This is a genomic window from Kitasatospora sp. NPDC101447 (assembly GCF_044767225.1).
Taxonomy (GTDB): domain Bacteria; phylum Actinomycetota; class Actinomycetes; order Streptomycetales; family Streptomycetaceae; genus Kitasatospora.
In genome coordinates this window covers 133290-146916 of the sequence record NZ_JBIWNL010000002.1, presented here as the reverse complement: position 1 = coordinate 146916, position 13627 = coordinate 133290, and the positions used below count along the sequence as shown (strand labels likewise).

Here is a 13627-nt window from a genome sequence, read left to right as displayed (position 1 = left end):
GAAGACGGGGCGGGGCGGGGCCCCGGACCGGCTCAGGACACCAGGGGCGCCTCCGCCAGCTCCGTCAGCGTCACGGTGCACAGCCCGCCGCGCTCGGTGCGGACGTCCGTGACCTCCAGCTGCGTGCCCGGCAGCAGGATGAACTCCTCCTCGCCGGTGAAGGCCGAGAAGTTCTGGATGCCCGTGGCCCTGGCCGGACGCACCTCGAAGAGCGTCCGCTTGCCGCGGCTGCCGAGGAAGGCCTGCGCCACACCGAGCTTGGACGTGCAGGAGGACACGCCCCACCACGTCACCGTCTTGCCCAGCGGGTACTGCCGGCGCAGGTCCAGCGAGACCCCGCGCCAGAGCGGCTCGGTACGGACGGGCAGCCGCGACACCGCCGCGAACAGCAGCCGCAGGTACGGGAGGTAGGGCACCAGCCGGCTGCGGTCGGGCGAGCGCAGGACGGCGTTGATCTCCCGGTAGAACGCGGACTCGCAGGTGTACAGGTACAGCGCGGCGATCTCGTCGGCCGACGGGCCGGTGCCCGCCTCGTCCGCCCGCCGCTTGCCGAACTCGTGCGACAGCTCGACGTGCCGGCCCAGGCCCCGCAGCACCTCGGCGACCGGGGCCGCGGCCTCCCGGAAGCCCATCAGCGGGGTGTCGAACACACCGGTGATGGCGGGCAGGACGAGGCCCTCGTCCTTCACGCTCGCGAGGCGGTCCAGGTAGAGCTGGTGCAGCTCCATCGTGGAGGCGATGAAGGCGCCCATCCGCTCCGCGACCGCACCGTCCGCCCCGCCGCCGTCGGCCGACTGCGCGTTCCAGCCGGTGCTGGGCAGCCAGTCCACCGGCTCGGCGCCGAGCGCGGCGAGGGCGTCGTTCACCGTCGCGAAGTGCTCGCCGTCGCAGAAGATGTCGCCCTGCGCGGCCGGGTTGGCGTGGTCGAGGTGCCGGACCTCGACCTCGGGGTACTTCTTCTGCAGCCGCAGCACGACGTTCTTCAGGTTGCGCGCGTGCGCGCCCCACCACGCGAAGACCACGTAGCGGTCCTCCTCCGGGCCCTGCTGCTTCGCCCGGAGGATCTCCTCGACGATCCGCTCGGCGACCGGCCGCCAGAACGCGGTGTGCTGGTCCGGCCCCATCGCGCCGTCGCTGCTGGCGGTCAGCGCCGCGTTCAGCAGCAGCACGCCCTGGGTGAGCATCGCCTGGAACCACTCCGGCGGCTGGACGGTCTCCTGCTCCTTCAGCAGCGCCCGTATGTCGGCGATCGGCGTCTTCTTGGCGATGCCGTACTTCCACATCGCCGCCGCCTTGATGATGCACCGGATGCTCACCACCCGGCCGAACTTGCTGTCCTTCCAGTCGTGGAAGGTGTTGTCGAACATCGCGATGCCGGTGGCGCTCTCCGGCCGCGGGTACGGGTTCTGCCCGAAGACCACGACCTTCCACTTGTGCGGCGCGTGCGGCTTGAGCGCCTGGAAGGTCAGCTCGCGGACCGGCACGACGTCCGGGCCGCGGCCGGGGCCGATGAACGAGGCCGCGCCGGGCTGGGCCTCGATGACCGGCTTCAGCAGCGGGAGCCACGGCTCGCCGCCGCCCGTGAACAGCTCCGCGAGGGCGAGCGGGTCGTTCGGGTCGGGCTGGGTGGCGGAGGTGTCGGCAGCGCTCATGGTGGTGCCCCAAGACTGTGAGGCGGCCCGGACGGTCGGGGCCGCACGAATGGCAGGCGAAAGGGATGTGACGGCCAGTCGGTTTCCCTGGCGGACACCACAGTCCTACCAGCGGGCACCGACAATTCGGGCCGGCGGACGGCGGCGGTCCGGGTCGGCGGCCGCCCGCGGTCCGGCGTGCCGGACGCCGGCCCCGGCCGCGGCCGGCGGGCACCGACGGACTGTCAGTGCCGCGGGCTAGCTTCATGGACGTCAGCAGGAACCACCCCCGACCGACAGGAGCCCCCGCATGACCACGGACCGCGCGCAGTCGCCGCTCAAGGTGGTGTTGACCGACCTCAACGCGACGGTGGTCGAGTCGTGGCGGTCGGCCTTCGCCGACACCCCCGGCGTGGAGATCCGCAACGCCTCGATCCTGGCCACCGAGGTCGACGCCTGGGTCAGCCCCACCAACTCCCGTGGCCGGATGGACGGCGGGACGGACGCCGCGATCAAGCGCCACCTGGGCGCCGGCATCCAGCTGCGGGTGCAGCGGGCGATCCGCGCGCGGCACGCCGGCTCGCTCCCGGTCGGCAGCGCGGTGTGCGTGCCGTCCGGGGCCGTCAGCCCGCGCTTCCTGATCTCGGCCCCGACGATGCAGACCTCCTCGCAGAACGTGAGCGAGACGCTGAACGTGGCACTGGCCTGCGCCGCCGCCTTCCAGGCGGTCCACCGGCAGAACCGGCTGGAGCCGGGTTCCATCCGGTCGGTCGCGCTGGTCGGCATGGGCGCTCAGACCGGGCGGGTGCCGGCCCGGGTCTGCGCCAACCTGATGTGGACGGGCTACACCCTCTTCAACGACCACCACTTCGAGGACGACGACGACCTGCGCGCCACCGTCCTCGCCCAGCTGGACGACATCGAGCGGGCACCCGTCACCGAGCGGGTCCGCATCACGCCGCCCGCGCGCCGCAGCACCCCGGGGCGCAGGTCCTGAGGAGGCGCTGACGATCCGCCATCCGAGCCATGCTGACGGTCTGTCAATTCGCGCCGACCGCCCGGCGCACGGCCCGTTCCGTACACGCCCGCGGCCGCCCGCCCGGCCGGGGTTCCGAAGCGTAAGGAGGACACCCCGATCCCTCCCGTGTTGTTGCCCTGACAAACCTCCCCAAGCCCACCCGGGCGGGTGTTGAATGGCCCTTTCTGAAAGCCCTTGCAGCCACCTGCAGCCCCCTGCAGCCGTCGGCTGGCAGACCGGAAGGAAGGCCTCCCATGCACCCGCCCCGCGACATCGCCTGGCACGAAGGCAGCTGGCTCAACCAGCCCGAGCGGGCGCGGGCCGACGGCACCGACCTCCTGGTCACCGCCCGCGGCCGCAGCGACTTCTGGCGCACCACCGGCTACGGCTTCGTCCGCGACGACGGGCACGCGCTGCTCACCGGCTTCCCGCCGGGCAGTGCGACCGAGGTCACCTTCGTCGCCGACTTCGGCGCCCTCTACGACCAGGCCGGCCTGCTGATCCGGGTCGACCCGCAGACCTGGATCAAGGCCGGGGTGGAGATGAGCGACGGCCTCCCGCACCTGGGCGCGGTCGTCACCCGCGGCGTCTCGGACTGGTCGCTCGCCCCCGTGCCCGAGTGGCACGGCAGAGAGGTGACCGTCAGAGCCAGCCGCAGCGGGGACGCCGTGACGGTCCGCGCCCGCTGCGAGGACGGCCCCTGGCGCCTGATCCGGCTGGCCCCGCTCCCGCCGGCGGCACCCGCGGCGGCCGGGCCGTTCTGCGCCTCACCCGAGCGGGACGGCCTGCAGGTCCGGTTCACCCGCTTCGCCCAGGGCCCGGCCGACGTGACGCTGCACCTGGCAGACTGACGGCTGATCGACCCAGGGCACGCCCACCCACCGGAGCCGCCCCATGACCACCCTCCGCCTCGGCGTCGACGCGGGCGGCAGCCGCACCCGCGCCGTCGTCCTCGACACCTCCGGCACGCCGCTAGGCCGGGGCGAGAGCGGCGGCGCCAACCCCGCCGGGCAGGCCCGGGCCGGCGCCGTCGACCAGCTGGCCGCCGCGGTGTCGGCCGCGCTCGGGCCGCTCGACCCGGCCCGGGTCGCGGCCTGCCTGGTCGGCCTCGCCGGGTACCGGGCGCTGCCCGACCCGGACGGCTTCGCCGGGCTGGTCCGCACCGCGCTCGGCCTCCGCTGCCCGGTCCGGCTCGTCCCGGACACCGTCCCCGCCCTGGCCTGCGGCGGCGTCGCCGACGGCCGGGGCACCGTGCTGATCGCCGGGACGGGCGCGATCTGCGTCCGCCTCGACGGCACCCGCACGCTCGCCCGCAGCGGCGGACTCGGCTGGCTGCTCGGCGACGAGGGCGGCGGCTTCTGGCTCGGCCGGGAGGCGCTCCGGCACGCCCACGCCGACCCGGACGGCCCGCTCGGCACCGCCGTGCGCGCCCACTGCGCCGCCGACTCCCCCGACCGGCTGCTGCGCTGGGCCTACGACGGCCCGCCGCGCCGGCTCGCCGAACTCGCCCCGCTGGTCTCCCGACTGGCCGACGCCGGCGACGCCGACGCCCTCGCCATCGCCCGCGCCGCGGCCGACCACCTGGCCGCGCTGGTCCGGGCGACCGCCGTACCCGGCGAACCGCTCGTTCTGACCGGCTCGGTGGCCACCGCACCGGGCCCGATCCGACAGCACCTGCTCCACGGCCTCGCCGACCTCGCCCCGCTGCTGCCGGTCACCGACGCGGCCACCGCCGCCGCCCTGCTCGCCCGGCCGGCCCCCTGATCGGCCCGTCACCCGCGGCCCGTCACCCGCCGCCCGCCGTTACTCCAACAGGCCCCCCATGTGGCCGTCGTCGACCCGGATCGGCCAGAAGTGCGTATCGGACGCGAAGGCCTCCGGGTCCAGCCTGCGCAGGGCCTCCTCCGCCGCGGCGTCCAGCAGCTCGCTCGGGTGGAAGACCTCCCAGGGCACCGGCGCGTACCGACCGCCCCAGCGGCGCCGGTCGGCGCGCAGGCGCTCGTACGTCCAGACCACGTAGAGCAGGGCCGAGACGTCCCGGTGGAGGTACGCGGCGGGCTCGCCGTCGTCGAACCAGGCCGGGAGTTCGACCCGGCCGGTGGCACCGTCCAGCGCGACGGTGAACTCGTACGGCCAGTCGGCGAGGGCCAGGAACTCGCCCTGGTGGTCGCGGCGGTGCTCCGCGCCGTACTCGGGGTCATCGGGGTCGTAGAGGTCCGGGAAGATCTCCGCCATCGTGTACAGCGGCCCCACCGTGTCGATCCGGAACACCCCCCGGTCGGAGACCGGCAGGCCGATCCCGGTGAGCAGCCGCCGCGTGGGGGCGTGGCAGAGCTCCGCGGGCAGGTCCGACTCCTCGAAGCGCTGGACGGTGCCGTCGGTGAGCGCCGCGAGCTCCTCGACCAGGGACGCGTCGACCGCGTACCGCAGGCCGCCGGGCTCACCGGGCAGTGCCCCCCAGGCGAGCGCCCGGACCCGCATCGCCGTCTCCCAGTGCGCCGGCCGGCCGGCCGTCCGCCGGAACAGCTCCGGATCGGCCGCGCGCATCCGCTCCAGGGAGATCCTGGCGGCCTCGGCGACCGCCGCCGGGCCGCGCGGCTCGTCCTCCTCGCCGTCCTCGTCCTCCTCGCCTTCCTCGGGCTCGTACGGCTCGTCGGCACCCGCCGTGACGGCCTCGACCTCGATCATCAGTGCGACCAGCGGGTCCAGGCCGCTGGCGAGCAAGTCCCGCTTCAGGGCACCGGCGTCGTCCCGGCAGGCCAGGTACACCTCGCCGGTGGCTCCGTCGAGCAGTACATCGGCGAGGGCGTCGCCGAACGCGTCGCGGTAGGTCGTCTCGCCGAGCACGACCAGAGCCTCGGCACCGTCCTCCCGAAGCCCGTCGTACCACGTCGCGGCCGTCGCCATGGGCTCGTGCCACGACGCCGTCAGGTCCAGGTGGGCGAAGCAGCGGGGCAGGCCCCCGGCAGCCAGCCGCGCCCGGCTCGGCCCGTGGGTGAGACCGGCGGGCAGCTCCCGGGGCCCGAAGCCCTCCGGCACCGGGACCTTCGTTCCCGTCACCGCCCCGGCGTCCTCCGCCGCCCCGACGCTCTCCTTCGACACCGCGTCCCGCTCCGCGCCCATGCCCGCTCGCCCCCTCCCCCGCCGTTCCGACGGACGATCTTGCCTCGACGCGACCGACCCTAGCCGACACCGCCGACAACCGGCCCGAACGCACCGGCCGCCCAGGCCCGGGAGGCGTCAACTCCGCGGCGTGCCACAGGAAATGGCATGCACGCCACTAGCCAACCGGCCAGTAGCGCCCCTACCGTCGAGCTCTCGTGGCTTCGACGGAGGAGTCCGCCTTGCGCCTACACCCCCACCCCCTCCGACACCCCTTCCGATCCCAGGCGGCCGCCGCCCTCGCGTCGGCCCTGCTCGTCACCGCCGCCCTGACCGCCGTCCCCACCGCGGCCGCCGCCCCCACCGCGCCGAGCGCCGCCGCCGGCGACTACTGCGGCGGCCACTGCGCCGACATCCTGCCGCCCGGCGAGAACGGCAACGCCACCCTCGCCGACATCCTGCTCAACCGGATGTTCGGCACCCGCCCCGCCCACACCGACGACCAGCTCGGCCCCTACGCCGCGCTCGCCTCCGGCTACCCCGGCCTCACCGAGGCCAAGCTCCGCGACTTCTTCGACGACGCCTCCTTCGGCGTCCCCGCCGACCAGGTCGCGAGCACCACCAACCCCCGCCCGGACGTCACCATCGTGCGCGACAAGGCCACCGGCGTCCCGCACATCACCGGCACCACCCGCTACGGCACCGAGTTCGGCGCGGGCTACGCCGCCGGCCAGGACCGGCTGTGGGTGATGGACCTCTTCCGGCACGTCGGCCGCGGCCAGCTGTCCGGCTTCGCCGGCGGTGCCGCCGCCAACCGCCAGCTGGAGCAGAGCTTCTGGCAGGCCGCGCCGTACACCGAGGCCGAACTGCAGCAGCAGATCGACGCCATCGCCGCCCGCGGCGGCCGGGCCACCCAGGCCCTCGCCGACGCCAACGCCTACCTCGACGGCATCAACCAGTACGCCAAGGAGTCCTACAACGCCCGCACCTTCCCCGGCGAGTACGACCTGACCGGGCACATCGACCCGATCACCAACGCCGGGTCGATCGAGCCGTTCAAACTGACCGACCTGGTCGCCCTCGCCTCCGTGGTCGGCGCCCTGTTCGGCTCCGGCGGAGGCAACGAACTCGCCTCCGCCCAGGTCAAGTCGGCCGCCGAGGCCCGCTACGGCAAGGACGCCGGGGACGCGCTCTGGAAGTCGCTGCGCGAGTCCGACGACCCCGAGGCCGTCCAGACCCTGCACGACGGGCAGAGCTTCCCGTACGCGACCGTCCCCGACCGGCCGCAGGGCGAGGCACTGCCCGACCCCGGCTCGGTGGTGCCCGAGCGGATGATCTACGACGCCACCGGCTCCGCGAACACCGCCGCCACGAAGGCGAACGGCGTCCTGCCCGGCAACCTGCTCACCGCCAAGCACGGCATGTCCAACGCCCTGCTGGTCTCCGGTGCGCACACCGACGACGGCCACCCCGTCGCCGTGTTCGGCCCGCAGACCGGCTACTTCGCCCCGCAGCTGCTGATGCTGGAGGAGATCCAGGGCCCGGGGATCAGCGCGCGCGGCGCCGCCTTCGCCGGCCTGAGCTTCTACGTGCAGCTCGGCCGCGGCCAGGACTACGCCTGGAGCGCCACCTCGGCCGGCCAGGACATCACCGACAGCTACGCCGTCCCGCTCTGCACCACCGACGGCTCGCCGGTCACCACCGCCTCGAACTCCTACCTCTGGCACGGCCAGTGCGTGCCCCTCGACCGGCTGGAACGCAAGAACGCCTGGAACCCGACCACCGCGGACTCCACCGCGGCCGGCTCCTACACCCTGGTGATGTACCGCTCGAAGTACGGCCTGGTCACCGCGCGCGGCACGGTCGGCGGCGCACCCGTCGCCTTCACCTCACTGCGCTCCACCTACCGCCACGAGGCCGAATCCATCATCGGCTTCCAGGAGCTCAACGACCCCGGCGCGGTGCACGACGCGGCGAGCTTCCAGCGGGCCGCGCAGGACATCGACTACACCTTCAACTGGTTCTACGCCGACTCCCGCGACATCGCGTACTACAACTCCGGCAGCAACCCGGTGCGCGCCCCGGGCGTCGACGCCGGACTGCCCGTCCGCGCCGAACCCGCCTTCGAGTGGGCGGACTTCGACCCCGCCGCCAACACCGCCCGGTACACCCCGGCGGCCGAGCACCCGCAGTCCGTCGACCAGGACTACTACGTCTCCTGGAACAACAAGCAGGCGAACGGCTACACCTCGGCCGGCTTCGGCAACGGCTCGGTGCACCGCGGCAACCTGCTCGACGACCGGGTCAAGGCGCTGCTGCAGGGCGGCGGCAAGGTCAGCCGGGTCTCCCTCACCCAGGCCATGGAGAGCGCCGCGCTCGCCGACCTGCGGGCCGAGGACGTACTGCCCGACCTGATCCGGGTGCTGCGCAGCGCGCCGGTCACCGACCCGGCCACTCTCACCGCCCTGCAGCAGCTGGAGGCCTGGCTCGCCGACGGCGCCCGGCGGCAGGAGACCTCGCCCGGCAGCCACACCTACGCGGACGCGACCGCGATCCGGGTGCTGGACGCCTGGTGGCCGCTGGTCGCCGAGGGCGTCATGCGGCCCGGCCTCGGCGACCAGCTGTTCGGCGCGCTGACCGGCGCCCTGCAGATCAACGAGTCGCCCTCCGGCGGGCAGACCGGCCCCGGCGGGGGCCCGGTGAGCGCCAACGAGGGCATCCCGCACAAGGGTTCGTCCTTCCAGTACGGCTGGTGGAGCTACCTCGACAAGGACCTGCGCGCCGTCCTCGGCGACCAGGTCAAGGGCCCGCTCGCCCGCCCGTTCTGCGGCGGCGGCGACCTCACCGCCTGCCGGAACGTCCTGCTCGACACCCTCAAGCGCGCCGCCGCGCAGACCCCGGCCCAGGTCTACCCGGGCGACCCGGACTGCTCGGCCGGCGACCAGTGGTGCGCCGACACCGTCATCCAGCGCCCGCTGGGCGGCGTGACGGACGCCAAGACCACCTGGCAGAACCGCCCGACCTACCAGCAGGTGGTGCAGTTCCCCGCCCACCGCTGAGCCGCCGGACGGCAGCCCCCGCCGGAACCCCGGCGGGGGCTGCCGTCCTCAGCCGTCACTTCACCCGGGCGGCGGCGACCTCCGCGTCCCCCTTCAGGTTGTTCGCCTCGTCGCGAAGCCGCCGGCGCGCCACCATGTACGTCGTCCGAGTGGCGCCGGTGGTCAGCCGCCCGGCGGTCGAGTCGACCAACTCGCCCACGGTGTCGAGCAGTTCGGCGATCGCACGCAACAGCGTCGCCTCCTCCGCCGCCGGCACCGGCTCCCGCCCGCTCTCCCGGGCCATCGGCAACGCGTCCTCCCGGATCTTCGTCCTCGCCGCCCGGACCGCCTCGATCACGGCCCCGATCCCGCTGTCCATCCCGGCTCCCTGGTCGTCCGACTCCTCCGACGTCCCATCCCTCCCCCGCCCCGCAGAGGCCCAATCCGACGGGCGACGCCCGGGGAGTGCCCCTAGCGTGGTCCGGGGACCGCCCGGCCACCCCCGGGCCGGGGGCCGACACCCGTACCAGGAGGCACACCGACCATGCCCGCCACCCTCTCCGACCTCACCGGCGACTACGTCCTCGACCCCACCCACACCCGGATCGGCTTCGTCGCCCGGCACGCCATGGTGACCAAGGTCCGCGGCGCGTTCCAACGGTTCGAGGGCACCGCCCACCTCGACGGCGCGGACCCGACCCGCTCGACCGCCCAGCTGGTGATCAAGGCCGAGAGCATCGACACCGGCGTCGAGCAGCGCGACCAGCACCTGCGCACCAACGACTTCCTGGACGCGCCGAACTTCCCGGACATCACCTTCCGCACCACCAGGATCGAGCAGAAGTCCGACACCGACTACCGGGTCACCGGGGACCTCACCATCAAGGACGTCACCAAGGCGGTCACCGTCGACTTCGAGTACACCGGCAACGCCGTCGACCCGTACGGCAACCTGCGGGTGGGCCTGGAGGGCTCGCTGACCATCAGCCGCAAGGAGTTCGGCGTCACCTGGAACGCGGCGCTGGAGGGCGGCGGCGTCCTGGTCGGCGACAAGGTGGTCCTGGAGTTCGACATCTCCGCGGTCCGCCAGAACCAGTGACCGCCGCGGGTGCCCGGCGGCTCCGCCGGGAGCCCGCCAACCCCGGCGCGGCACCCCGCCGACCCCAGGGCGGGAGCCCGGAAACCGCCGGACCGGACGCCCACCGCCCGGCTAGTCTCCTGACATGGCAACAACAGACTCGCTCGCGACCGGCCAGCGCTCCCTCGGCGACCCCGACCTCGACTACCCGCTCTGGCCCCCGCTCACCGCGGGCTGCCCGGGCACCGGCACCGAGGACGTCTCCTACCCCGTCGAGGTCGACTACGCCTACGACAAGGCCGACCCGGCGAGCCTGTTCGCCCCCGCAGCGACCCGCGGCGGCCTGGAGCGGTGGGCCCCCCTGCTGCCGCCGCTGCTCGCGCCGGGCCTGGGCGAGGGCGCCACGCCGCTGGTCGAGATCGAGCCCGGGGTGTACGTCAAGGACGAGTCGCGCAACCCCACCTGGAGCCACAAGGACCGGCTGAACCGCTGCACCACCGGCGCCGCCGTGGGCGTCGGCGCGCCCGGCATCGCGGTCGCCTCCTCCGGCAACCACGGCGCCTCGGCCGCGGCCTACGCCGCCCGCGCCGGGCTGCGCTGCGTCGTGTTCACCGGCCCCGACGTCCCGCCGAACGTCGACGCCTTCCTCAACGCGTACGGCGCGGTGGTGCTCCCGGTGCCGTGGGAGGCGCGCTGGCCGCTGCTGCGCCAGGTGGTCGACCGGCTCGGCCTGCACCCGGTCAGCAACCTGACCACCACCCACACCGGGCACGCGTACGGCCCCGAGGGCTACAAGACCGTCGCGTACGAGATCTTCCAGGACGTCGGCGTGCCCAGCGCGGTGTTCGTGCCCACCGGGTACGGCGAGTTGCTCTTCGGCGTCTGGAAGGGCTTCGCCGAGCTGCGCCGCCTGGGCCTGACCGACCGGGTGCCGCGCATCCACTCCTGCGAGGCGGCGGCCTCCGGGCCGCTGGCCCGGGCCGTCGAGGAGGGCCTCCCGGCCGCCAAGGTGACGGTCGGTCCGAGCAACGCCTACTCGATCGCCTCCCCGGTGAGCGGCTACCGCGGGGTGGTCGCGGTCCGGGAGAGCGGCGGCCGGGCGCTGACCCTGGACGACGGCCGCCTCGCCGACGCCCAGCGCGAGCTGGCCCGCGCCGGCCTGTGGACCGAGCTTTCCGCCGCGGCCGGCCTGGCCGGGCTGCGCAGCCTCGGCGAGCCGGACCTGTCGGACGGACCGGTGGTGTGCGTGTCGACCTCCACCGGCTTCAAGGACCTGGGCGTCGGCAGCCGCCGGACCGAGCCCGTCACCCCGGAGTGGGACGCCGTCCTCCGCCGCCTGCGGGCCGCCGGAATCACCGGCTAGGACCTCCCCGCCGGGCCACCGGCGGCCCCCGGGCCCGCGCCCCGCTACACCGTGGTGCGGGCCCGGCGCACCAGCCACCAGGTCACCGCCAGGGACACCACGAACAGCCCCAGGTTCAGCCCGTTCTCGATCAGGTGGAAGGTGCCCAGCCGGCTCGCTGGCTGCAGGCTCTGCTGGATCCCGGTCAGCCCGTGCTCCTGCAGGCAGGCGGTGAACGCCGCGGTCCGCCCGTCCGGGACGGCGCCGCACCACTGCCCCATCACCTCGTTGTACGGGTGGAGGGCCCCGGCGGCGTCGACGAACGGCGCCTTGCCCCCGTCCAGCAGCAGTTCGTCGGCCACCGGCGCGAACGGGTCGAGGCCCTGGCCGTGCTCCGCCCCCAGCTGGATCGTCCGGGTCACCGGGTCCATCAGGTGCGGCCGCAGCTGCTCCATCAGCATCGTCCGCGCGCCGAAGGCGCCGAGCACCGCCACGAACGCGGGCAGCAGCCGGCGCAGCCCCGCGCCCACCGCGACGCCGAACATCCCCCAGCCGAGGGCGAGCGTCAGCGGCAGCCAGCCGCCCGCCTGGTAGAGCGTCCCCTCGAACAGGCTCCGCCGGTCGGCGAGGTGGACGAGCCCGGCGACGTGCAGGCACTCGGCGGAGAGCACGGCAGCCAGCCCGCCGACGACGGTGCCGAGCACGGCCAGCTTGCCGAACAGCCACTGCCGCGGGCTGATGTCCTGGGACCACGCGAGCAGCAGGGTGCGCTGCTCGTACTCCCGGGCCAGCAGGGGCACCCCGATGAACATGCCGAACATCGCGGGCAGCAGGACCACCAGGTTCAGTTGGTAGCCGGCGATGTCGGCGGCGTGCCTGATCCGGGCGAGCCGGTCGTCCGCGACGGCCTTGGAGCAGTCCGGCCCGTGGCACAGGTCGAGCGCGCTCTGCAGGTCGGCGGCGTTGACGGCCATCCAGGCCAGGAGGGCGAGGGTGGTGACGGCGGCGCCGATCAGCTGCCAGCGGTGCTGGCGCCAGCCGAGCCAGAGGATGCCGCGCCACAGGTGTCCCCGGGCGGCGGGCGCGGTCCGGGTGGCGGCGGGTGGCGGGGAGACGGCCGGGGCGCTCACCGTCCGGTCTCCCCGAGCGAGGTCTTCAGGTAGCCGAGCACGAGGTCCTCCAGGGTGACGGGGTGGCCGGTCCAGCCGGGGGCGCCGAGCGGGGTCGCCGCGCCGAGCAGGGTGCGCACCACGAAGGTGGACTGCCGGGCGGTGTGGTTCTCGTGGACGACCTGCCCCTCGACGGGCGGCCGTTCGGCTCGCGGGCCGGTCAGCCGCACGTGCTGGGCCAGGAGGTCCTCGACCTCGCCGTCCAGGATGTTCCGGCCGTACGAGAGGAGGAGTAAGTGGTCACCCACGCCCGCGAGTTCGGCGACGACATGGGTGGACAGCAGCACCGTCATCCCGGTCTCGGCGACTTCGGCGAGCAGTTCGCCGGTGACGGCCTTGCGGGCGACGGGGTCGAGGTTGGCCAGCGGTTCGTCCAGCAGGAGCAGCGACGGGCAGGCGCCGAGTGCGACGGCCAGCGCGACCTGGGCCTGCTGCCCGCCGGAGAGCTTGTCGCAGCGCCGGCCCAGCGGGACGTCGAACCGGGCCAGCCAGGCGAGCGCGCGGGCCTGGTCCCAGACGTGGTTGGTGTGCCGGCCGAAGTTCAGCATGTCGGTGACGCTGAAGTCGCGGTAGAGCGGCTTGTCCTGGGAGAGCAGCACCACCCGGCCGTCCGCCCGGTACTCCCCGGCGGTGGGCTTGAGCATGCCGCCGACGATGCCCAGCAGGGTGGACTTGCCCGCACCGTTCGCGCCGACCAGCGCGACCACCCCGCCGGCCGGGAGCGCGAAGCTGCAGTCGTCCAGGGCGGTGACGCCGCGGTAGCGCTTCGTCAGTCCGCGCGCCTCCAGGACCGCGGTCACGCCCCGGCTCCCTGGCGCGTGTCGCGCTCGGCGGCGGCCGGCTCCTCGGCGAGCACGGCGGTCACCAGGGCCTTGACGTCCTCGTCCTCCAGCCCGGCCTCGCGGGCTTCGGCGACCCAGCGGGCGAGCCCGGTGCGCAGCCGCGCCATGTCGTGCGGCTCGACGGCGCCGAGCGAGCCGGTGACGAAGGTGCCGGAGCCCTGCCGGGCCTCGACGAGGCCGCCGTGCTCCAGCTCGCGGTAGGCCTTGAGCACGGTGTTCGCGTTGACCGTGCACGAGACGACGACGTCACGGACGGCCGGGAGGCGGTCGCCGGGCTTCAGCAGCCCCAGCCTGAGCGCTTCCCGTACCTGCTGCACGAGTTGCGCGTAGGCCGGGAGGCTGTCCGCCCGGTCCACATGGAATTCGATCACGGGGCATCTCCTCGGTCGTTGAGGCCTGCCCGTGAA

Annotated in this window: 12 protein-coding genes; 6 read left to right on the top strand and 6 right to left on the bottom strand. The window is 74.3% G+C overall.

The window, feature by feature from the left end; all coding sequences use genetic code 11:
• Nucleotides 1-32: 32 nt before the first annotated feature.
• Complete coding sequence (locus ACIRST_RS03185) at nucleotides 33-1652, bottom strand: ADP-ribosyltransferase domain-containing protein (RefSeq protein ID WP_350521980.1); 1620 nt, start codon at nucleotides 1650-1652, stop codon at nucleotides 33-35.
• A gap of 289 nt (nucleotides 1653-1941) precedes the next feature.
• Between ACIRST_RS03185 and ACIRST_RS03180 the strand changes: the two genes are divergently transcribed.
• The 3 genes from ACIRST_RS03180 (at nucleotide 1942) to ACIRST_RS03170 (ending at nucleotide 4413) form a co-directional block, all read left to right on the top strand.
• Entirely contained in the window at nucleotides 1942-2628 is a 687-nt protein-coding gene (locus ACIRST_RS03180) for a macro domain-containing protein (protein ID WP_402799561.1), read from the top strand.
• A 275-nt stretch (nucleotides 2629-2903) separates the two neighbouring features.
• Entirely contained in the window at nucleotides 2904-3500 is a 597-nt protein-coding gene (locus tag ACIRST_RS03175) for a DUF1349 domain-containing protein (RefSeq protein ID WP_402799559.1), read from the top strand.
• Between the two features lie 43 nt (nucleotides 3501-3543).
• Complete coding sequence (locus ACIRST_RS03170; RefSeq protein ID WP_402799557.1) at nucleotides 3544-4413, top strand: N-acetylglucosamine kinase; 870 nt, start codon at nucleotides 3544-3546, stop codon at nucleotides 4411-4413.
• 39 nt (nucleotides 4414-4452) lie between these two features.
• On the opposite strand, the gene ACIRST_RS03165 is transcribed toward ACIRST_RS03170, so the two are convergent.
• Nucleotides 4453-5772, bottom strand: coding sequence for an SUKH-4 family immunity protein (locus ACIRST_RS03165; protein ID WP_402799555.1), 1320 nt, complete (start codon nucleotides 5770-5772; stop codon nucleotides 4453-4455).
• Nucleotides 5773-5993: 221 nt separating this feature from the next.
• Between ACIRST_RS03165 and ACIRST_RS03160 the strand changes: the two genes are divergently transcribed.
• Entirely contained in the window at nucleotides 5994-8810 is a 2817-nt protein-coding gene (locus ACIRST_RS03160) for a penicillin acylase family protein (RefSeq protein WP_402799553.1), read from the top strand.
• Between the two features lie 55 nt (nucleotides 8811-8865).
• Here ACIRST_RS03160 and ACIRST_RS03155 read toward each other — a convergent pair whose 3' ends face one another.
• Complete coding sequence (locus ACIRST_RS03155; RefSeq protein ID WP_350521985.1) at nucleotides 8866-9168, bottom strand: hypothetical protein; 303 nt, start codon at nucleotides 9166-9168, stop codon at nucleotides 8866-8868.
• A 165-nt stretch (nucleotides 9169-9333) separates the two neighbouring features.
• Between ACIRST_RS03155 and ACIRST_RS03150 the strand changes: the two genes are divergently transcribed.
• Together ACIRST_RS03150 and ACIRST_RS03145 are read left to right on the top strand one after the other, a co-directional pair.
• A complete protein-coding gene (locus tag ACIRST_RS03150) occupies nucleotides 9334-9888 on the top strand; it encodes a YceI family protein (protein WP_350521986.1) in 555 nt (184 codons plus the stop codon).
• Nucleotides 9889-10012: 124 nt separating this feature from the next.
• Nucleotides 10013-11230 carry a pyridoxal-phosphate dependent enzyme gene (locus tag ACIRST_RS03145; protein ID WP_402799550.1) on the top strand — a complete coding sequence of 406 codons (1218 nt, stop codon included), beginning with the start codon at nucleotides 10013-10015 and terminating at the stop codon, nucleotides 11228-11230.
• Nucleotides 11231-11274: 44 nt separating this feature from the next.
• Here ACIRST_RS03145 and ACIRST_RS03140 read toward each other — a convergent pair whose 3' ends face one another.
• From ACIRST_RS03140 to ACIRST_RS03130, 3 genes are read right to left on the bottom strand one after another with little or no spacing between them, the layout of a single operon-like run.
• Nucleotides 11275-12339: a hypothetical protein gene (locus ACIRST_RS03140; protein ID WP_402799548.1), complete on the bottom strand. Its 1065-nt coding sequence runs from the start codon at nucleotides 12337-12339 to the stop codon at nucleotides 11275-11277.
• The gene (locus tag ACIRST_RS03135) at nucleotides 12336-13178 is read right to left on the bottom strand and encodes an ABC transporter ATP-binding protein (protein WP_350521989.1); all 843 of its coding nucleotides are present in this window, start codon (nucleotides 13176-13178) and stop codon (nucleotides 12336-12338) included. Before ACIRST_RS03135 ends, ACIRST_RS03140 begins: the two co-directional genes overlap by 4 nt.
• Complete coding sequence (locus tag ACIRST_RS03130; protein WP_350521990.1) at nucleotides 13175-13591, bottom strand: GntR family transcriptional regulator; 417 nt, start codon at nucleotides 13589-13591, stop codon at nucleotides 13175-13177. The genes ACIRST_RS03135 and ACIRST_RS03130 overlap by 4 nt, the downstream gene beginning before the upstream one ends.
• Nucleotides 13592-13627: the final 36 nt, after the last annotated feature.